Source organism: Dyadobacter ginsengisoli DSM 21015 (assembly GCF_059568735.1).
In genome coordinates this window covers 431,516-449,687 of sequence record NZ_JCANTY010000005.1, presented here as the reverse complement: position 1 = coordinate 449,687, position 18,172 = coordinate 431,516, and the positions used below count along the sequence as shown (strand labels likewise).

Annotated in this window: 17 protein-coding genes; 4 read left to right on the top strand and 13 right to left on the bottom strand. The window is 49.2% G+C overall.

Annotated elements, in window-relative coordinates:
• The first annotated feature begins 56 nt into the window (after positions 1-56).
• Positions 57-650 (top strand): TetR/AcrR family transcriptional regulator, encoded by a 594-nt coding sequence (locus tag BP71_RS20380; RefSeq protein WP_496382581.1) that lies wholly within the window; start codon positions 57-59, stop codon positions 648-650.
• On the opposite strand, the gene epsC is transcribed toward BP71_RS20380, so the two are convergent.
• Entirely contained in the window at positions 643-1,476 is an 834-nt protein-coding gene (gene epsC / locus BP71_RS20375; protein WP_496382580.1) for a serine O-acetyltransferase EpsC, read from the bottom strand. The genes BP71_RS20380 and epsC overlap by 8 nt on opposite strands.
• Positions 1,477-1,674: 198 nt before the next feature.
• Between epsC and BP71_RS20370 the strand changes: the two genes are divergently transcribed.
• Positions 1,675-2,592, top strand: a complete 918-nt coding sequence (locus tag BP71_RS20370) for an alpha/beta fold hydrolase (protein ID WP_496382578.1) — start codon at positions 1,675-1,677, stop codon at positions 2,590-2,592.
• A 161-nt stretch (positions 2,593-2,753) separates the two neighbouring features.
• Here BP71_RS20370 and BP71_RS20365 read toward each other — a convergent pair whose 3' ends face one another.
• Both BP71_RS20365 and BP71_RS20360 read right to left on the bottom strand, forming a co-directional pair.
• On the bottom strand, positions 2,754-3,857 hold the full coding sequence (locus tag BP71_RS20365; protein WP_496382576.1) for a T9SS type A sorting domain-containing protein: 1,104 nt from the start codon (positions 3,855-3,857) through the stop codon (positions 2,754-2,756).
• Between the two features lie 133 nt (positions 3,858-3,990).
• The gene (locus BP71_RS20360) at positions 3,991-5,055 is read right to left on the bottom strand and encodes an isoaspartyl peptidase/L-asparaginase family protein (RefSeq protein ID WP_496382574.1); all 1,065 of its coding nucleotides are present in this window, start codon (positions 5,053-5,055) and stop codon (positions 3,991-3,993) included.
• Between the two features lie 185 nt (positions 5,056-5,240).
• Here BP71_RS20360 and BP71_RS20355 point away from each other — a divergent pair, with 185 nt between their 5' ends.
• Positions 5,241-7,103: a glycoside hydrolase family 2 protein gene (locus tag BP71_RS20355; protein WP_496382572.1), complete on the top strand. Its 1,863-nt coding sequence runs from the start codon at positions 5,241-5,243 to the stop codon at positions 7,101-7,103.
• Positions 7,104-7,184: 81 nt separating this feature from the next.
• On the opposite strand, the gene BP71_RS20350 is transcribed toward BP71_RS20355, so the two are convergent.
• The 9 genes from BP71_RS20350 to BP71_RS20310 all read right to left on the bottom strand — a co-directional run bounded on the left by BP71_RS20350 (position 7,185) and on the right by BP71_RS20310 (position 16,803).
• Positions 7,185-9,461 carry an NADP-dependent malic enzyme gene (locus BP71_RS20350; protein WP_496382570.1) on the bottom strand — a complete coding sequence of 759 codons (2,277 nt, stop codon included), beginning with the start codon at positions 9,459-9,461 and terminating at the stop codon, positions 7,185-7,187.
• A gap of 115 nt (positions 9,462-9,576) precedes the next feature.
• Positions 9,577-10,767, bottom strand: a complete 1,191-nt coding sequence (locus tag BP71_RS20345; protein WP_496382568.1) for an MraY family glycosyltransferase — start codon at positions 10,765-10,767, stop codon at positions 9,577-9,579.
• A 148-nt stretch (positions 10,768-10,915) separates the two neighbouring features.
• Entirely contained in the window at positions 10,916-11,659 is a 744-nt protein-coding gene (locus tag BP71_RS20340) for a glycosyltransferase family 2 protein (RefSeq protein ID WP_496382566.1), read from the bottom strand.
• On the bottom strand, positions 11,656-12,222 hold the full coding sequence (locus tag BP71_RS20335) for a putative colanic acid biosynthesis acetyltransferase (RefSeq protein WP_496382565.1): 567 nt from the start codon (positions 12,220-12,222) through the stop codon (positions 11,656-11,658). Before BP71_RS20335 ends, BP71_RS20340 begins: the two co-directional genes overlap by 4 nt.
• Positions 12,179-13,105 (bottom strand): glycosyltransferase family 2 protein, encoded by a 927-nt coding sequence (locus tag BP71_RS20330; protein ID WP_496382563.1) that lies wholly within the window; start codon positions 13,103-13,105, stop codon positions 12,179-12,181. The genes BP71_RS20335 and BP71_RS20330 overlap by 44 nt, the downstream gene beginning before the upstream one ends.
• Before the next feature lie 58 nt (positions 13,106-13,163).
• Entirely contained in the window at positions 13,164-14,318 is a 1,155-nt protein-coding gene (locus BP71_RS20325) for a glycosyltransferase (protein WP_496382561.1), read from the bottom strand.
• 8 nt (positions 14,319-14,326) lie between these two features.
• The gene (locus BP71_RS20320) at positions 14,327-15,508 is read right to left on the bottom strand and encodes a glycosyltransferase family 4 protein (RefSeq protein WP_496382559.1); all 1,182 of its coding nucleotides are present in this window, start codon (positions 15,506-15,508) and stop codon (positions 14,327-14,329) included.
• The gene (locus BP71_RS20315) at positions 15,508-16,551 is read right to left on the bottom strand and encodes an SGNH/GDSL hydrolase family protein (RefSeq protein ID WP_496382557.1); all 1,044 of its coding nucleotides are present in this window, start codon (positions 16,549-16,551) and stop codon (positions 15,508-15,510) included. Before BP71_RS20315 ends, BP71_RS20320 begins: the two co-directional genes overlap by 1 nt.
• A gap of 81 nt (positions 16,552-16,632) precedes the next feature.
• Positions 16,633-16,803, bottom strand: a complete 171-nt coding sequence (locus tag BP71_RS20310) for a hypothetical protein (RefSeq protein ID WP_496382555.1) — start codon at positions 16,801-16,803, stop codon at positions 16,633-16,635.
• 29 nt (positions 16,804-16,832) lie between these two features.
• On the opposite strand from BP71_RS20310, the gene BP71_RS20305 reads away from it, so the two are divergent.
• On the top strand, positions 16,833-17,705 hold the full coding sequence (locus BP71_RS20305) for an alpha/beta fold hydrolase (protein WP_496382553.1): 873 nt from the start codon (positions 16,833-16,835) through the stop codon (positions 17,703-17,705).
• A 74-nt stretch (positions 17,706-17,779) separates the two neighbouring features.
• Here BP71_RS20305 and BP71_RS20300 read toward each other — a convergent pair whose 3' ends face one another.
• Positions 17,780-18,145, bottom strand: coding sequence for a VOC family protein (locus BP71_RS20300; protein ID WP_496382551.1), 366 nt, complete (start codon positions 18,143-18,145; stop codon positions 17,780-17,782).
• Between the last annotated feature and the right edge of the window lie 27 nt (positions 18,146-18,172).

The window sequence follows — 18,172 nt, the reverse complement described above, 5'->3', positions numbered from 1 at the left end:
ATCGTTATATTTGAAGACATATCATTCTGAATCAATCCTAAAAGATATTTTGAAGCATGGGAATAGTAGAGCGAAGAGAGCGGCTTAGAATACAGGTACGCTCAGATATCGTTAAAACGGCCAAAGACATCGCCCGTGAGGATGGATGGACGGCTGTTTCGATTCGCAAAATTGCTGATGTGATTGAATACAGTCCTCCTATTCTCTACGAATACTTTGAAAGCAAAGACAAGCTCCTGGAAGCCATCCGCATGGAGGGTTTCGATTATCTGCAGGGAGAGTTTGTTAAAATAAAAGGCCACTTCAGCAACCCTCAGAAACAACTCGTGGAGGTTGCCCAGACCATATGGCACTTCGCTGTGGAAAATCCTGAAGTTTTTCAAGTGATGTTTAACCTCGAAGGGGCTTATTGTGACTCCAAGAAAGCATATTCGCAGGCGATGAGTATTAAAGACAACCCGGTTTGGGAAATGATCGCCGGGCTTCGTCCGAAGTCGGGGGAGGCTGTTACGAAAACTTATTATGAATGGTGGTGCCTTACTTTCGGGTTCATAGGTATTACCATGACAACCCAGCCGCGTTACGCTTTCCCGCAGGCAGAGCCTGTGTATATGGAAGGAATCCGGAGATTTATCCGGAGCATTATGTAACGGACGGGGTCGAATGCTGGCGTATCTCTATTTTGCTTTGGTGATAAACCAGGGAATATGGAGGTACGCTTTTTGTTAACCACGCGTTTCCGCCGATGATCGAGTCATGGCCAATGATGGTTTCTCCCCCAAGAATAGTCGCGTTGGCATATACCACCACATTATCCTCGATCGTCGGGTGCCGTTTGTGCGAGGCGAGCGACTTCGATACATGTGTGGCTCCGAGTGTTACTCCCTGATACAATTTCACGTTGTTGCCTATATGAGTCGTTTCACCGATAACGACCCCGGTTCCGTGGTCGATAAAAAACGAATGACCGATCGTGGCATTGGGGTGGATGTCGATCCCTGTCTGGCTATGCGCAAATTCAGTAAGCATACGGGGCAGCAACGGGATGCCGCTTTTGGAAAATGAATGTGCAAAACGATAAGTGGCGATGGCCATGAAGCCCGGATAGACGGAGATTACTTCCTCGATGCTCACTGATGCGGGATCGTTGTCGGTAATAGACTTTGCGTCTGTGAGGAGCCTCTCATAGATGTCGGGAATTTTTGCAAACACTTCGTCCAGTATTTCCTCTTTGTCGCGGTGCAGCTGTGGCAGGAGCGGTTGCAACATGCAATCCAGATCATGCCGCAAATCAGCATACTTCATACCCAGGTCCTTGGCGGGGCAGCTGGGGCAGTCCTTGCTGATCGGGAAGAGAAAATTGATCAGATTCTGAATAAACTTACCTGCATCCTGCCTGGAAGGCAACTTATACCTGTAATTCTTGTTTTGAGCGTTTAGCCGCTCAAAAAAAAGCGTTTGGTGGTTGGCTGTCATCAAAAATAGAGGTTGAACTTTCACCGTTTTTTCGGCTCTGGCATTCCTTTTGAATATCCAACAACGAAAAGTCCCGAAAAATTTTACGACGGTGTTTCTTTTTAAAAAACGGCTGCTGTCGCAACGATTATCCTGATTTAAATCGTATATTGAAATATCCTGTGAATTTAAGAAATAAGGTAAGATTCTTTAAAGCATATGTTAAGTTTTAAATTTCTGCGGTCGGCTATCCTGTTTCTTTTTCTTTCGGCGTCGTTGAGTTCCTGTTTTTCCAGGTATATTATTTCAGCGAAGGAAGTAAGGCGCCATTATGCGGACAAGAAGGTCAAACCTACCGAGATATTCATCAGGAACGACACGCTGTCTCTTTGCCTGGCAAGCGTCGGAGCCGATACGCTGCCGATGTTGCTTCTGATCCATGGTGCCCCGGGGTCGTTGTGGGGATATATGAACCTTATGGATGATGAGGACCTCCAAAAACACTTTCACATTGTCTCTGTTGATCGGGTGGGATATGGCAAGTCAAGACTCAAAAAGAGGCGTTTCGTAACGTCCATTGCGACGCAGGCCAATGCATTGCTTCCTGTTTTTTCGTTAAATAAAAGTGGTGAAAAGGTACTTGTGCTTGGCCGGTCATATGGTGCGCCTATTGCCGCGAAACTGGCGTCCATGGCGCCCGATCAGGTGAAGGAGCTCATCATGGTATCGCCGGTGATCGATCCCGAAAAGGAGCGCTTTTACTGGTTTTCAAAGTGGGGTAGAATGGGGGTGGTTAAGTTATTTTTGCCAGGGGCGTTCAATGCCGCTACGGCAGAAAAGTACAGTCACGCCGATGAGCTCAGAAAGCTTCTCCCGGTTTGGCAGAATCTCAGCGTCCCTACGACTGTCATACAGGGGGGGAACGACTGGATAGCAGATCCGGCCAACATTGAATTTGCCAAGGCACATATTAAAAGTAAGCGTGCACAATACATTTTCCTGTATAATGCGGGACATATGATTACGTTTTCACACGCCACGATGATCAAGGAAATGCTTTTGAAGAGCCGTCTTTTTCAGGATAAGATCACCTCTGCCAATATTGAAACAAAGGATGGGCAACTTCTCGGCAACTAGCTTACTATATTGCGCATCAAAGAAAGCGGCAAGTCATGAGACCTGCCGCTTTTCCGTTAATAATTAACCTATGGTAATACGTGAAATCAGATTTCACCTAAAACAACTATATTACCTGGGACGATATCTTTTGGGTTTACACCGACAAACATTGGCATAATTTACCGAACTACTTTCTGAGTGACGGCATCCGTGGCATTGCTGGCCCGGATCAGGTACATGCCTTTAACGAGGCTACGCATATCAAATTCTTCCTGTATCAGTATTTCAGGCGTTTTGCTGGCGATTTCCCTGATAATACGGCCGTTCATGTCGATGAGCTGCAAACGGATGATCGCTCGTTTCTTGCTGTATGCTTTTACCGTTACAAAATCTTCTGTAGGCACCGGATAGGCTTCAATCGCCATCGAAACTTCTGCGGACTTTACATTAGGAGCAGAGGTAATCACGCCGCCATACTCCGACGATTCGTAAGGCGGTATTTCAATGGTTTCCCCCGGTTTGTCAATTACGCTGATGAGTCCCTCACGGTAACTCTCAGATATTTTGACACCGTCCCGCCATTCGGTAACCACCATGGCAAAAAGATAGTTACCCAGTAATTCCGGAGCCTTCCACACCAGCTGTTTGGTGGCCGCGTCAACCTTGAATGTGCCGGTAGCACTGATTTCATTTGGGAAAAGATAGCTGTGGTCGACCATTCTTACGCCGCAGGTACCCGGTGACGGTTTGCTCAAACGAACGACTTTGATGCTGATGCTGTCGTTATCGGCTACAGTTGGCTTCAGATCCACTGTATACACCTGGCGAATGCCGGCGTAGAATGCCAGATAAGGTAGAACAGGGGTAGAATTGGCCAGCTGGGTATCGATGACGGTCCAGATGAACTGTGATGTTGATTGGGCGTTGGGCAGGTTCAGTAATCCGCCGGTGCGATTGTCGAGTGCAACTGCAATCTGATAAATACCGGATGATGGGTAGGTGTAGCGCGCCTGATATTCTCCGACTGATACGTTGCCACTCAAATTGATGAGGGAAGCCCTTGAAAGGTCCTTGGTTCCCCCGTCTCCCATACAAACTGTTACGCTACTCAGCGCGTTGACGGCGTTCCCTCCCTGCTGCATGTCGAAGTACAGCCTCACTTTGATGTCGTACGTCTGGCCCGAAATATGGGCCGCCAGAATCTCGCCTCCTCTCAGGTGCGACGCCTGCGCGAAGGCTGCGGACAGCAATATCAGTAAGAAGGTTCTGTAAACTGATTTCATATAGAGGAAAAGATGCCGTGAGGTTACATAACTATAAAGTGAAAACGAGGAAACAGTTTGATTTTGTATGGTATGCTTTCAAAACAAATGCAAAAAATGCAACTCAAAATGTGATTCTGAAGAGCCTGCGTTCTTAATCCTTGTAAATCAGTATTTCGCTTTTCCCATCACTTTGGATATAAGCACGGTACATTCCTTCACTGTTGAAAGGCATGGCAATATTACCTGCGCGGTCGACAGCGATAATTCCGCCTTCACCGCCTCTTTCCACCAGCTTTTTCATCACCACCTCATTGGCGGCGTCCTTCAAATTCATGCCCTTGTATTCCATCAATGCCGAAATATCGTGCGCCACCACCGAGCGTATGAAATACTCGCCGTGGCCGGTTGCCGATACGGCGCAGGTGGTGTTGTTGGCATAGGTTCCTGCGCCGATGATCGGAGCGTCACCAATGCGTCCGTATTTCTTGTTGGTCATTCCGCCGGTGGAAGTCCCTGCTGCCAGGTTTCCGAAGCGGTCCAGGGCTACACAACCCACGGTCCCGAATTTATTGCCCTCCGTGAAAATGAGATCCTCGTCTTTTCTCAGGCCTGTTTTAGGACTTTTTTTAATATTCTCATCTTCTTTTGCATTGTGATCGAGTTCAGTCTTTTCCTGTTCCCTGGCCTTTTGCAATGCTCTGTAACGTGTATCTGTATGGAAATAGGATGGGTCGACGATTTCCAGTCCCTTTTCCTTTGCGAACTGTTCCGCCCCTTTGCCGGCCATCATCACGTGCGGCGATTGGTCCATAACCGCGATCGCCGCGGATATGGGGTTTTTGATCGTCGTTACGCCGGCGACAGCTCCTGCTTTCAAAGTTTTGCCTTCCATGATGGCAGCATCCAGTTCATTTTTGCCCTCATTGGTGAACACGGCTCCTTTACCGGCATTGAACAGCGGTGAGTCTTCCATCACATGGATCGCCGCCTCGACCGCTTCCACACTCGTTCCACCCCGTTTCAGCACGGCATAGCCTTTTTCCAGAGCCATATTGAGTCCCTCCCGGTAAGCCTTTTCTTTTTCCGGGCTCATGTTCGCGCGGGTAATGGTGCCCGCGCCACCGTGTATGACGAGCGTAATTTTGTCAGAGAAATCCTGGCCAATCGCCGGGACGATAGTCAATGCGGTAATCAGCGTAAAGAAGAGCTTTTTCATGATCGCGTAATTTGAGTGAACTATACCAAATCTAACAAGGAAATTCACAAATGCCTACGTTGCCGATATGGGAGTGATGAGAAGAGAACGGCCGACAATGCCGTTTTTAAATGCAGTAGAGGCTCTTCCGGAGCTTCTTTTGGTATGTTTAGGCAAAAAACTATTCAAAACCGAAAACAACACCGATGAAAAAAGTAATGCTTTGCCTCGGGGCAATGCTAGGGAGCTGGGATGTTCCAGCGTTCGCGCAGAAGCCGAATGACTGGAAATATCGCCAGGGAAAGATCGTCAGTCCGTGGGCGGACAAGGTCGCGGTGCAAAATGTACATCCCGAATATCCGCGTCCGCAACTCGTGCGACAAAACTGGTTAAATATCAATGGCCTTTGGGGTTACGCCATTGTCCCGCAAAGTGCTTCTGGAACGAAACCGGCAGCTTTCGATGGACAAATCCTCGTTCCGTTCGCAGTGGAATCCGCACTGTCGGGTGTTGGCAAAACCGTTGGCAAGGACAGTATACTCTGGTACCAGAGAACAATTGATTTTGCTCCAAAACTAAAAGACCAGCGCGTCCTGATCCATTTCGGAGCCGTAGACTGGAAGTGTGAAGTGTTTGTCAATGGTAAGCCCGCGGGAAGTCACCAGGGAGGTTATGACCCATTTACATTGGATATCACAGATCTGCTGGTGAAGAAAAAGCAGCAGGAAATTACCGTGAAAGTGTGGGACCCGAGCAGTGACGGTCCCCAGCCGCGCGGCAAGCAGATCAAAAACCCACATGGGATATGGTACACGCCCGTAACGGGCATCTGGCAGACGGTGTGGTTGGAAACGGTTCCCACGAGTCATATCGCTGACATTATACCTGTCGCTGACATAGATAAGCAGTCGCTGACCGTGAAGACCGATGTGGTGAATGCAGGTGCTGCTGACAAGATCAAAGTAACTGTATGGGATGGGGCCACCCAGGTAGCCGGGCAAGAGGTTTCCCCTGATCAGGAAGCGGTTTTAACTATCGCTAATCCGAAGCTGTGGTCGCCTGAAACCCCATTTCTTTACGATCTGACGGTCTCTCTGATCCGCAACGGTAAAGTTGTGGACGAAGCCAAAAGCTACGCGGCAATGCGTAAGATTGCGATGCAGCCCGATGAGAATGGTGTGCAACGCATGACTTTGAACAACAAATTCCTGTTTCAGTATGGCCCCCTCGATCAGGGCTGGTGGCCGGATGGCCTGTACACAGCTCCGACCGACGAAGCGTTGAAGTTTGATATTATCAAGACGAAGGAAATGGGCTTCAATATGATCCGGAAGCACGTCAAAGTAGAGCCCGCACGCTGGTATCGCTATTGCGACGAATTGGGTATGCTGGTGTGGCAGGACATGCCTAGCGGTGACCTGGGAAACAACTGGGAGCAACGCCCCGGCATCACCGGTAACGAAACCGACAAGAACAGGACGCCGGAATCGGAAAATATCTACAGGAAGGAATGGAAAGCCATTATCGATGCCAATCGTTTTTTTCCGTCGATCGTTGTATGGGTACCATTTAACGAGGCCTGGGGGCAGTTTAAAACGGAGGAAATTACTAACTGGACCATGCAATATGATCCGTCCAGGCTGGTCAACAGTGCTAGCGGGGGAAATTTCCACCCGGTTGGGCACATCCTCGATCTGCACAACTATCCCGCACCGGTAATGCCGAGACCGGATCTTTTCGGTGCGAAGCAGATCATCGTGCTCGGTGAGTTCGGAGGACTCGGCTTGCCCGTAGACCAGCATACCTGGCAACAGAAGGATAACTGGGGTTATCAGAGTTTTAAAAGCCAGCAGGAGCTGTACAATCGTTACGAAACTTTTATCAGCCGTTTCGAGCCGCTGATCAGGAAGGGATTGTCGGCGGCGGTTTACACGCAGACCACGGACGTGGAGGTGGAAATCAATGGTTTAATGACCTATGATCGCAAGGTGGTCAAATTTCCCGAAGCGAAGCTGAAACAGATCCACTCGAAACTTTATGATCCTTCCTTCGTTAAGCTGAAACCATAGTCGATACAGACTCGGATAAAAAACAGGGAAAGAGCATTTACCCTTTCCCTGTTTTTTATATCAGATTTGTTTTGCCGTTGGCTACTGGGCGCCTTTCATTTGTGCTTCCACCACAGCAATTGCAACCATATTCACGATCTCGCGAACCGAGCTACCCAATTGGAGCACGTGAACCGGCTTTTTGAGCCCCAACAGGATCGGTCCGATGGTTTCGAGCTCCGCTGCCTCTTTCAACAGGTTGTAGGCGACGTTGCTGGCTGAAAGATTGGGGAAAATCAACGTGTTAGCAGCCCCGTCGATCAGGTCGCTGAACGGGTGGTTTTCTTTTAACAAAGCCGTGTTGAATGCCAGGTGCGCCTGCATTTCACCTTCGACGATCATGGACGGGTTGCGTTTTTTCAGGATAGCGGTAGCCTCCCGCATTTTGTTCGCATCCGCGCCCTGGGCGCTGCCGTAGTTGGCGTAGGTCACGAGTGCAATGCGAGGCTGTATGTTGAAGCGCTCTACCGCTTTTGCTGTCAGTTCCGTGATTTCGACGATTTCATCTACCGTTGGGTCCAGATTCACCGTGGTATCAGAAAAGAACAGCGGTCCTTTGGGCGTGAGCAGGATATACATCCCTGCTACCTTGTCGACACCTTCCTGTTTCCCGATCACATGCAATGCCGGACGGATCGTGTCGGGGTAAGTACGGGTTAAGCCGGAAATAAATGCATCCGCTTCCCCGTTTTCGACCATCATAGACCCGAAATAGCTTTTGAAATACATCGTACGACGCGCTTCGATGGGAGTAAGCCCCTTTCTTTTCCTTTTGTTGTATAATTTGGCGGCATAGGTTTCGATCATAGGCTCACTTTCCTCTGCGCGCGGATCTACGATCGATACGTCGTTCAGATCGAGTTTGCTCTCTTTGATCAGATGCAGGATCGTCTCCTTACTTCCCAGCAAAATGGGGACCGCAATACCTTCGTCGCGCACTTGCTGTGCCGCACGCAATACCTGGATGTTTTCCGCATCTGCAAAAACGACTCTTTTCGGTGCCAGTTTGGCTTTATTAAGGATCACACGGGATATCTGCTCATTGCGGCCCAGTCTGCTCGAAAGCTCCTGATCGTAAGCATCCCAGTCAGTGATGACCCTGCGAGCCACGCCGGTCGCAATGGCTGCCTTTGCCACGGCAGGTGCAACGGTCGTCAGCAGCCTGGGGTCAACGGGCTTGGGTATAATATAGTTTTTGCCAAATACGATATTGGTTTCATTGTAGGCAAGATTGACAATATCCGGTACTGGTTTTTTCGCGAGGTCGGCCAGCGCGTGCACAGCCGCCAGTTTCATTTCCTCATTAATTTCCGTCGCTCGTACGTCGAGTGCACCCCTGAATATGTAGGGGAAGCCCAGCACATTGTTGACCTGGTTCGGATAATCCGAACGGCCCGTAGCCATGATCACATCTTCGCGAGCCTCGACGGCGTCCGGGTAGGGAATTTCAGGATTAGGATTGGCCATCGCCAGCACAATAGGGTCTTTGGCCATGGATTTGACCATATCCTTAGACACGATATCGGCGGTGGAGAGCCCGAGGAAGAGGTCGGCGCCCTTCATAGCCTCTTCCAGCGATTCAAACGATACGTCCGTTGCGAACTGCTTTTTCATATCGCTCAGATCCGTGCGGCCATTGTGAATGTGGCCCTTTGTATCGAACATGGCGATGTTTTTCGGGTTTGCACCCAAGGCAAGATACAGCTTGGTGCAGGATACAGCCGAGGCGCCTGCTCCGGACACCACGATGCGGATATCTCCGATGTTTTTTTCGACCAGTATCAATGCATTGAGCATAGCGGCCGCGCTGATGATGGCAGTGCCGTGCTGATCGTCGTGCATGACGGGGATATTCAACTCTTTCTTAAGCCTGGCTTCAATTTCAAAGCACTCGGGGGCTTTGATATCTTCCAGGTTGACGCCTCCGAAAGTCGGTTCCAGGATTTTGACGGTCCGGACAAATTCGTCTACATCTTTTGTATTGAGCTCTATATCAAATACATCGATGTCGGCATATATTTTAAAGAGTAGCCCTTTCCCTTCCATAACAGGCTTGGAGGCTTCGGGGCCGATATCGCCGAGGCCGAGCACGGCCGTACCATTGCTGATGACAGCCACCAGGTTGCCTTTGGCAGTATACAAATAGGCGTTTTCTACATTTTCGGCGATTTCGAGGCAGGGCTCTGCTACACCCGGGGAATAGGCCAGGGAAAGGTCTCTCTGGGTACTGGTTTCTTTGGTGGGGATTACCTGTATTTTACCTGGCCTACCTTTGGAATGGTAGTATAAAGCGTCCTCTTTTCTGATCTTCTTATTCATACCTAAATAGACGATGTTTCGCGCTAAGGTACAAACATTCGGTTCACGGCAAAGAAATTCCGCGCGGGTTTCACAGAATTTCGCTGCCGCTTTTACCTACGGCAGAAATGGGCATTTACTGGAAGGTAGAAAGATCGTCGTCGCTGAATGACGGGCTCTTTGCCAATTTTTTCCTGGCTTTTACCACAACCACTCTTTTCTTGAGAAAATGGGCAAAGACCATATACAAACCAAACATTGCAATGTAAATGTACATCGATGCGGTGTTGGTGATATTGCCATGGAAAGTAAAAAAGAGACCCGTGTTGACGATGGTCACCATCCAGAGCGTAAAGGATGCCCAGAAATGGTTAAGCCCGTTGTCGATCAGAATGTGGTGCATGTGGTTACGGTCCGCGACGAAAGGCGAGCCACCTTTGAAAATACGCACGATAAATACCCGCAGCGTGTCGAAAATCGGAACGATCAGTAACACCATCACGATGATCGGTGCGTTGAAATAGGCGTTGGGATCGTGTAGGTAACCCACATTCAGGGAAAGGAACTCGACCGCGAAGATCGATAGCAGGTAACCTACGATCAATGAGCCTGTATCCCCCATGAAAATTTTGCTGGTCTTGGAAAAATTAAACCGGAGGAAACCCAATAGTGAGCCCGACATCGCAAAAGAGAGGCAACCGAACGAGAAATGATCATTGAGTATGAACCAGATCCCGAAGCCGAGACCTGCAATGAGGCTGATTCCCCCCGCGAGGCCGTCGATGCCGTCGATCAGGTTAATGGCATTGATAATGGCGATGAAAATGAATACGGTGAGCGGAATGCTGATGAAATCCGACACACCATGGATACCGAATATGCCATAAAAGTTATCAACCTTGAAATTACCCATCGCCACCAGGATGAGCGATGCGAAAATCTGGATGATGAGCTTCTTCGTGGGGTCTACCGCCAGAATGTCGTCCTTAATACCCAGGAAAAAGAGAATGATCACCCCGGTCATAGCCAGGCTGATCAGGTTCGAATCCAGGATGTTTTCAGAATGGGGCCACAGGAAATAGGCGATCAGGGTTGCGGCAAATATCGCAATTCCTCCCAAAGTGGGGGTTTCTGTTTCATGAGAACTTCTGAAACCCGGTTTGGCCGTCAGATGCAGCAGGTTTGAGAGGTTAATGATGATAGGAATCGAAATGATAGACAAAAAACACGCAATCAGAAAGGATAGAAGGCATTGATACACATCGTGGTGGATAATGTTGCTGACGTTCCCCTCGGTCAGTATTTGCAGAGGTAGTTGTAGTTCCATAGTGTCTGTCAAATTAGTGCAGTGCCGTCGAGTTGCAGGAAAAATCCTGGTTCAAATATCGAAATATAAACCATTAATTGAAATGTGCAAACGGTTGAGTATAAAATATTTACTGTATGGCTCGCCCGGTTCAATTGCTTTCTGGTGTTCAAATAAATTGTATAAGTTTTCTCAAAGGTTTTAGCCATAGTGTGTAGAATTTTGGTTTTAAATTGTTGACCTTCCATGCCAGGCGATCATTCCGGTTCGCTGCGATCCTGTTTTTAAAATTACTGTTACTAACTCCGCCTGCACGCATTTTTACGAGCACTTTCGGCAGATAGGCAAGCCGGACTCCCTGGCCGTGAACGAAGCGCAGCATCAATTCGTAATCTGCGGCGCTCCCGAGGTCCAGCCTGAATTTCCCGAATGCCTCGTAAACCTCTTTCTTCACAAAGAACGTAGGGTGAGGAGGCATCCAGCCATTCAAAAAGGAGCCGAGCTTATATGCACCAGAGACCCACTTTCTCCTGACAATCGTTGCATCGTTTGCATCAATATATTCGAGATCGCCATAAGAGGCCTGAACGTCATCCGATTCCAGTATTCCGGCGACATCGCTGACCACCGATGCGTAGGCATAAAAATCATCCGCATTCAATATCCCTATGATATCTCCGGTTGCCAATTGTATGCCTTTGTTCATCGCATCGTAAATTCCGCTATCACTTTCGCTGACAAAACGGGCGATCCGGTTGCCGTAGGACTTTACGATTTCCTGCGTGCCGTCTTTCGAATTTCCATCGACAACAATGTACTCGATATCCGGATAATCTTGCCCAAGCACAGAATCGATGCAATGCCGGATGGTCGGTGCACCATTATAGACAACGGTCAGTATGCTAACTTTCAAGGGTTTATTGTTCTTGTTTTAACGTATTTTGCCGGATTTCCCTGGTAAATGCCGTATGCTTCCAAATGCGCCGTGGCGACCGAGCCGACTGTGAGCACCGCATGGGAGCCTACCTGAACACCGGGGCAGACCGTTGCTTTGGCGCCGACCCAGGAGCCGCTGCCAAGCGTTATCGGCTTCACAATCAGGTCGAACGTGCTCTTCCTGTAATTATGATTGCCCGTCAGTAACATAGCTCCCTGGGACAAACAGGCATTTGATTCAATTGTCACCAAAGTGAGGTTGTCGATCCACACCTCTTCGCCGACCCAGACATGGTCCCCGATACGCAGGAACCAGGGATATTTGATATTCACTTTGGGTTTGATCACCACACCCTGACCGATCTCCGCACCAAACATCCGGAGCAGTGCTACTTTGAATGCCGAAGGATACGGTATGTGCGTGTGGATGAACAGGCGGTTGAGCAAATACCAGCTCATGAGCTTGGGATAGCTGCCCGGCTTGTACCAGCTGTTGTTATACGCGGACAGATTGGTTTGGGTTCCTGAGGTCTTTTCCATATTCTGTCCTGAAATGTGTTACAATAGCGTCTTTATCCCGGCCTGCCCGGTGATAAACTTCGAAGATCTTGGCATCGACCAAAAAGCGGTACCAAAACCCTTGCAAAACGTGCCATATGAGCCCTTTTGTTCCATCCAGAAATCCGCCTTTCAGAAAATAGCGGTAAGTGAAATAGATGAATGGCCTGGTAAACAGCGGCATGCCTGCGTATTTGACTTTCAAAAAACGCGTGCGTTGTTCCTGGCTCCCCCAGAAACTGGGGTCGACTGTATCTTTACTGTCAAAGTTATATTTAATATTCAACAGGTCGATAACCTCCCTGATTGCGTAATTATTATGCTTTTGTGTCCACCAGGTGAGATTGTTAAGGTTATGGTCAACAATGTCGTGCTGGAGCTGGGCCGTCGTTCCGCTGCTGAGCTTGATATGCTCGTCCATCCATAGCTCCTCGCAAATGCCCAGTCCCCTGCGCCACAGCCTTAGCAGCCAAATGGGGTAGTAGCCGCCACGACGGATCCACTTCTCCATGAAAATGACCCTTCTTTTGACATACAATCCTGAAACACTTTCCGGGACTTGCTGAATCGATGCATTCAGTTCCGCCGCAAGTTCCGGCGTAATGTACTCATCCGCATCCATCCGCATCAGCCATTGGGTCTGGAAAGGATTATTCCGGATGCCGTGGTTGAACTGAAATGCGTAGGAAACCCAGGGATTCTGCACGACGGTGGCACCCAGCTGCTCGGCGATAGCAACCGTGTCGTCAGTGGAAAAAGAGTCTACAATGAAGATCTTGTCGGTAATCGGAAGCAAACTTTGGATGCACCGGCCGATGTGCTTGGATTCGTTGTGTGTTAAAATGATGACGGATAAATCGATCATATCTGGGAGAATACGGAACCGGTTGCCGGTCAACGGTTACTTCTGGCGGTAAATGTAGTCACTTTTTTTGAACCTTCTTGTATTCTTCCAATAACTGATTGGCAACCACCCGTATATCAAAGTTTTCGGTAACCATGTTGTAAGCTCGATTTGCGATTGCCTCGGCATAGGTTCTATCTTGTAATATTTTAAGAAGGCCTTCCGCAACGCCTTCGCTGTTGAGCGGGGCGAGGAACGCCGCCTCATAGCGCCCAATGTAGTCGCCGAACCCCACGCGGTCGGAGACAAGAGCAGGCACGCCGGAGGTCATCGCTTCGAGCACTGCGATCGAAAAACCTTCGGAGTAGGAGGGAAGAACAAACAGATCCGCGTCAGCGAGCGCTTCTTTTTTGATGGTGTCGGTAAGCATTCCAACCAGTTTGATCCGATCTCCCAGATTGTGTTTTCGGATAAATTCTTCAGTTTCCGCCTGGTATCCATCGTCTGGACCAGCGAGTATAAGTATTGCTCCGGGAAGCTGTTCATGTACTTTGTTGAATGCAGGTAGCAGCAGGTCGAGACCTTTCTTGATGTTGAGCCTTCCCATGAAAAGCACCATTTGCTGGTCGGTCCGGATGCCATGCTTTGCCCGGAAAATGCCTTTCGCTGGTAAATGGGAACGGGTATATTCATCGAGTTTCATGCCATTCGGGACGATGACCATGTTTTTGGGACGATAGCCGAGATAACGGATCACGTCTTCCTCTTCGTCCGTATTATTGATCTGTATCAGATCGGCACGTCCCAGCAACCTTCGCTGATAAAGCAGGGTGACCAGGTCCTTCTTCCATTTGCTGTGAGCCACTGCCCATTTGTCGAGCAATCCGTGAATGGTGATCACCATCACAGCATTCGAAGGGATCAGGAATGGAGCGAGACTTCCGAAATGCCAGATTCCGTGCATGTGTATCACATCGTACCGGTGAATATGCTTTTTCAGATACTGATACATATCGATCGAGAACTCACGATAGAAGTTACTGATTGGGGTCGTGCGTGCACACTCGATCAGCCGGGCGCCGTCGGGTACCGGATACATTTTCTCGCCGGGCGTCATCGGGCTCAGGATATCGACCTGGTGGCCTTGTTTAAGAACCTCGGTTGTGTGGTCGTAGATAATGCGCGCCGGGCCGCCGATAGCCCATGTATATGCACAAATATTGAGAATTCGCATGCTTTGTTTCAATGTATAGTTGTGTTTTGCACCTCTTTGTTTTGGTCCAGGCTACGATAGGTTTGCACCATCTGCCGGGCTACGGGACCTGCCGAGAAAGGAGCAATCAATTTTAAAGATTCCCGCCCCATTGCCGGAATACTGTCGGGGTGCCGGAGAAAGAACCGGATATGGTTTTCAAGTTCGGTCTGGTCCGCCGGATCAAATGCAAATCCATTCTCACCACTTTGCACGAGATCGGCTACGCATCCGCACTTTTGCGAAACGATGACCGGCATCCCGCAAACCATCGCCTCATTGACCACCAATCCCCAGGGTTCCGATTTGCTGGGCAAAATCAGCACGTCGCTTTGAGCCAGCCAGTCGGGCACCTGATACCATGGAAAACCTCCGGGCATGACGACGTTTTCGGCGATATTCAGCGATTTGCTCAATGCCTCGAGCGCAGCGCGCTCCGGACCTTCACCCACTATCAAAAGCTTCCATGCGGCGCGGTCGTTTTCTTCTGACATCACTTTTGCAAATGCCCGGAGCAGCATATCCAGGTTTTTTTCAGGTGCTAACCTGCCCACGTAGACAAATTGTCTGTAACCCCGGTTCAGCGGCTTCATTCTTTGCCTGGCCGTGTCATACTTCTCCCGGATCAGCCTTTCATCGATCACGGCTGCATTGCGGACCGTGATCTCGCGGTGGCGTATCCCGAGGCTTTCGAGATATTCTGCTGAGGTCTTTCCGAAGCAGAAGAATGCATGGGCGCGGTTTACAATGATTTTCTTAAACCGTTCTTTCCAGGGTGAACGGTTATGGTCCGCTGCCGATGATTCCGACGAGATGACCACCTTTACACCTCGGAACCTGGCATAAAACATGAGCAAGACCTGGGCCCAGTCGAAATAGCCCGTGATATTGAGAACCGTAGGCGTATACTCGTCGAATATCCGGAAAAGGGCCTTCAGTCTTTCGGCAAAACTTACCTGATCCAGGCTCCGTTCAAAAAGTATCCGGTAAGGATAATCGTACCGGATGGTGTCGTCAGGCTGCATGTCTTTCCGGCTTGCCTCATATAATGCGATCTGGGCCACCAGCAGTTCATCCTGCCCACCCGTTTCCTGCATTGCTTTGTAAATCTCGCTGAACAGCTTCGACTTGTAATGCGCCCATAATTGGTTGTGAACAATCAATATGCGCATCAGTGATGGAGATTTAGGTATTCCTGAAACAAAGGATACAAATTGTCGGCCAGAAATGCCTGGCCCTGGCTGTTGAAATGGACAACATCCATTTTGCGGTAGTTTTTCTTGGAAACACCGAATTTGAACTCGTCGATCAGCCTGATATCCTTCTCTCTGGCAAAGGCGATGATTTCCTGGCCCTGGTCATTGAAATGGCCCAGATCTATTTCCGAAATCTCGGGATGCAAGTAAATGAACATCGGAATGCCGTTTTGCCGCGCCATTTCATACAGCTGCTTGTAACCGGGGTTGAAGGTCAGTCCCGGTTTGCGGATTCCTGCGTCGTTCAGCGCTTCCGCTTTGATGGAATCCTTTACCGCGGCAGCGGCGGCAGGAGTGCTGGCTGTGTCGGCTTTGGGCGTCGCGGCCGTTTTTGTTTCCTGAGTTTTCACTTCCGGCTCCGGCGAAAGGAAAATAGTGTCCAGGTAGTAGAAGATAATCCAGCGATAACGGTCCCATAGTTCGTAGAGCGCTAATTTATATTGCTTGTTGGGCCACCCGGGATCGACGCCCACCGGGCTTTGCGGAGACATGATATCGTGCGCATCGTGGCTGCTGGTGACCAGACAAATCAGTTTCGCTTTAAACAGTCCGTATTTTTTCAGATATGCCGCAATGTTGTCGGGCCCCCAGGAGCCTGCCGAGATATTCAGAATACGCACCCGCTTGTTGTATTCTTTTGCGAAGCGCTTTTCGAGGAGGGTGGAGGCGATACTGTCCTGATCCGTCAGGCTGCCTCCATTCACAACCGAGTCCCCGATCAGAAGGATCACAAGGCTGTCGGTGGGCAGGACTTCCTCATTGCGCATCGAGTAGCTGTTGGTTCGAAGCACCTGTCCGAACCGTTTTACATCCTGGTTGGGTGCATATATATATTCAAAATCAGGATCGGAAACGTAGAGGGGTGAATTGCAAAAGCCATATTTTACTCTCAATACAATTTCTGCAATCCCCGCTAGAATGACGATGGCAATTAAAAATCTATAAATAAACTTCAACATCAAATGAGGTTCTTCTGCGTAGAATGTGCCTGCAAATTTAGGATTACTTTTGCCATTTGCGACTTTTTGGCTATTCGTTAACTAAATATCCGGGTATTTACATGCCGAAGCGGTGTTTGGTGACCTCCTTGCCCGTTTTTCTTCCCATTCCCGCCGGAACGTGTTTTTGGAGCTCTCTGTTCCGCCGTTTTTCAGTTCGAAACGTTGGCCTGTGAGCCTGGCACGGGTCTTTTTAGGGAATGACTCTTTCATTACATCAATCAATATCTAAAAACAGGATCATGAGATTTGTCGAATCAAAAGCAACAGGAGAGCCCGTGAGGCTTTTTGTTAACGAAGTGGGGCAAGGGAAGCCCGTGATCTTTATTTCCGGCTGGCCTTTGAGCCATGAAATGTGGGAATACCAGTTTAATGATCTGCCCAAGCACGGAATTCGCTGCATCGGATATGATCGAAGGGGTTTTGGAAAGTCCGACAAACCCTGGAGTGGTTACGACTATGATACGCTTGCAGGTGATTTGAAATCGGTTATCGACGCGCTGGACGTCGATGAGGTGACATTGGTCGGGTTCTCCATGGGAGGCGGGGAAGTAGTCCGTTATCTGACGAAATATGGCAGCAGTAAAGTTTCAAAAGCGGTGCTCATCAGTACGATACTTCCCTACATGTTGCAAACCGACGACAATCCGGAAGGAATACCGCAGGAGGTTTTCGACGGATTCATTGAGGAGATCGCGAAGGACAGGCCCAAATTCCTGGCCGGATTTGGGAAGGAATTTTATGGTAATTCGCTGTTGAACAATGCGGTGAGTGATGAACTATTGCAATGGCATTCCATGCTGGCATTGCAAGGGTCGGGCAGGGCTACCATGCAATGCGTGCGGAGTTTCAGCGCCACCGATTTCCGCAATGAAATATCACTGCTTGACATCCCACTCCTGATCATTCACGGCGAGTCGGACAAAACGGTGCCCGTTAAGGCCAGCAGCGAGCGGACTTCCGAAATGTTGCCAGGTGCGGAGTACATCGTCTATGAAGGTGCACCGCACGGGTTGTTTATCACGCAAAAGGAAAGGTTGAATGAAAACCTGATCCAGTTTATCAATCAGGAAGTAGTGACGATCAGCAATCCCTATACCGATATTATCTCCTAGGTTTGAAACAGGATGGTTTGGATCGGTATATTAATGCAAAGAGGCTGCGTTCGTGGGAGTGCAGCCTCTTGCCTTTATAGCATCTCGATCAGTTCGATGCGGTTACCAAAAGGGTCACGGAATGAAAAGCGGTCTCGATCGGGGATCTTGCTTTCGTTCTTATAGGGAATACCGTGTTTTTCCAGAACAGCCCTGGCGCCTGCCAGGTCGTGTACTTCAAATGCAGGATGCCTTTGGGAAAGGTCGTGTACTTCCTCGGCACGGATATGCAACTGTATATCGGCTGCCTGAAACCAGATCGCACCATTCGGAAGTGGGTATCCAAGATCGGTCAGTTCTTCCAGGCCGAGCACGCCACCGTAAAATTCTCTGGCTTCCTGTTCTTTGCCAGGCGGAATGCAAAGCATAATATGGTCGAGTCGTTTGAATTCGATTTTCATGGTAGGAGTGATTTATTTTAATATCGT

Bases quoted from the DNA above. Each gene is read 5' to 3' on its own strand.
- BP71_RS20380 (WP_496382581.1), top strand. From the start codon at position 57: ATGGGAATAGTAGAGCGAAGAGAGCGGCTTAGAATACAGGTACGCTCA.
- epsC (WP_496382580.1), bottom strand. From the start codon at position 1,476: ATGACAGCCAACCACCAAACGCTTTTTTTTGAGCGGCTAAACGCTCAA.
- BP71_RS20370 (WP_496382578.1), top strand. From the start codon at position 1,675: ATGTTAAGTTTTAAATTTCTGCGGTCGGCTATCCTGTTTCTTTTTCTT.
- BP71_RS20365 (WP_496382576.1), bottom strand. From the start codon at position 3,857: ATGAAATCAGTTTACAGAACCTTCTTACTGATATTGCTGTCCGCAGCC.
- BP71_RS20360 (WP_496382574.1), bottom strand. From the start codon at position 5,055: ATGAAAAAGCTCTTCTTTACGCTGATTACCGCATTGACTATCGTCCCG.
- BP71_RS20355 (WP_496382572.1), top strand. From the start codon at position 5,241: ATGAAAAAAGTAATGCTTTGCCTCGGGGCAATGCTAGGGAGCTGGGAT.
- BP71_RS20350 (WP_496382570.1), bottom strand. From the start codon at position 9,461: ATGAATAAGAAGATCAGAAAAGAGGACGCTTTATACTACCATTCCAAA.
- BP71_RS20345 (WP_496382568.1), bottom strand. From the start codon at position 10,767: ATGGAACTACAACTACCTCTGCAAATACTGACCGAGGGGAACGTCAGC.
- BP71_RS20335 (WP_496382565.1), bottom strand. From the start codon at position 12,222: ATGGAAAAGACCTCAGGAACCCAAACCAATCTGTCCGCGTATAACAAC.
- BP71_RS20330 (WP_496382563.1), bottom strand. From the start codon at position 13,105: ATGATCGATTTATCCGTCATCATTTTAACACACAACGAATCCAAGCAC.
- BP71_RS20325 (WP_496382561.1), bottom strand. From the start codon at position 14,318: ATGCGAATTCTCAATATTTGTGCATATACATGGGCTATCGGCGGCCCG.
- BP71_RS20320 (WP_496382559.1), bottom strand. From the start codon at position 15,508: ATGCGCATATTGATTGTTCACAACCAATTATGGGCGCATTACAAGTCG.
- BP71_RS20315 (WP_496382557.1), bottom strand. From the start codon at position 16,551: ATGTTGAAGTTTATTTATAGATTTTTAATTGCCATCGTCATTCTAGCG.
- BP71_RS20310 (WP_496382555.1), bottom strand. From the start codon at position 16,803: ATGAAAGAGTCATTCCCTAAAAAGACCCGTGCCAGGCTCACAGGCCAA.
- BP71_RS20305 (WP_496382553.1), top strand. From the start codon at position 16,833: ATGAGATTTGTCGAATCAAAAGCAACAGGAGAGCCCGTGAGGCTTTTT.
- BP71_RS20300 (WP_496382551.1), bottom strand. From the start codon at position 18,145: ATGAAAATCGAATTCAAACGACTCGACCATATTATGCTTTGCATTCCG.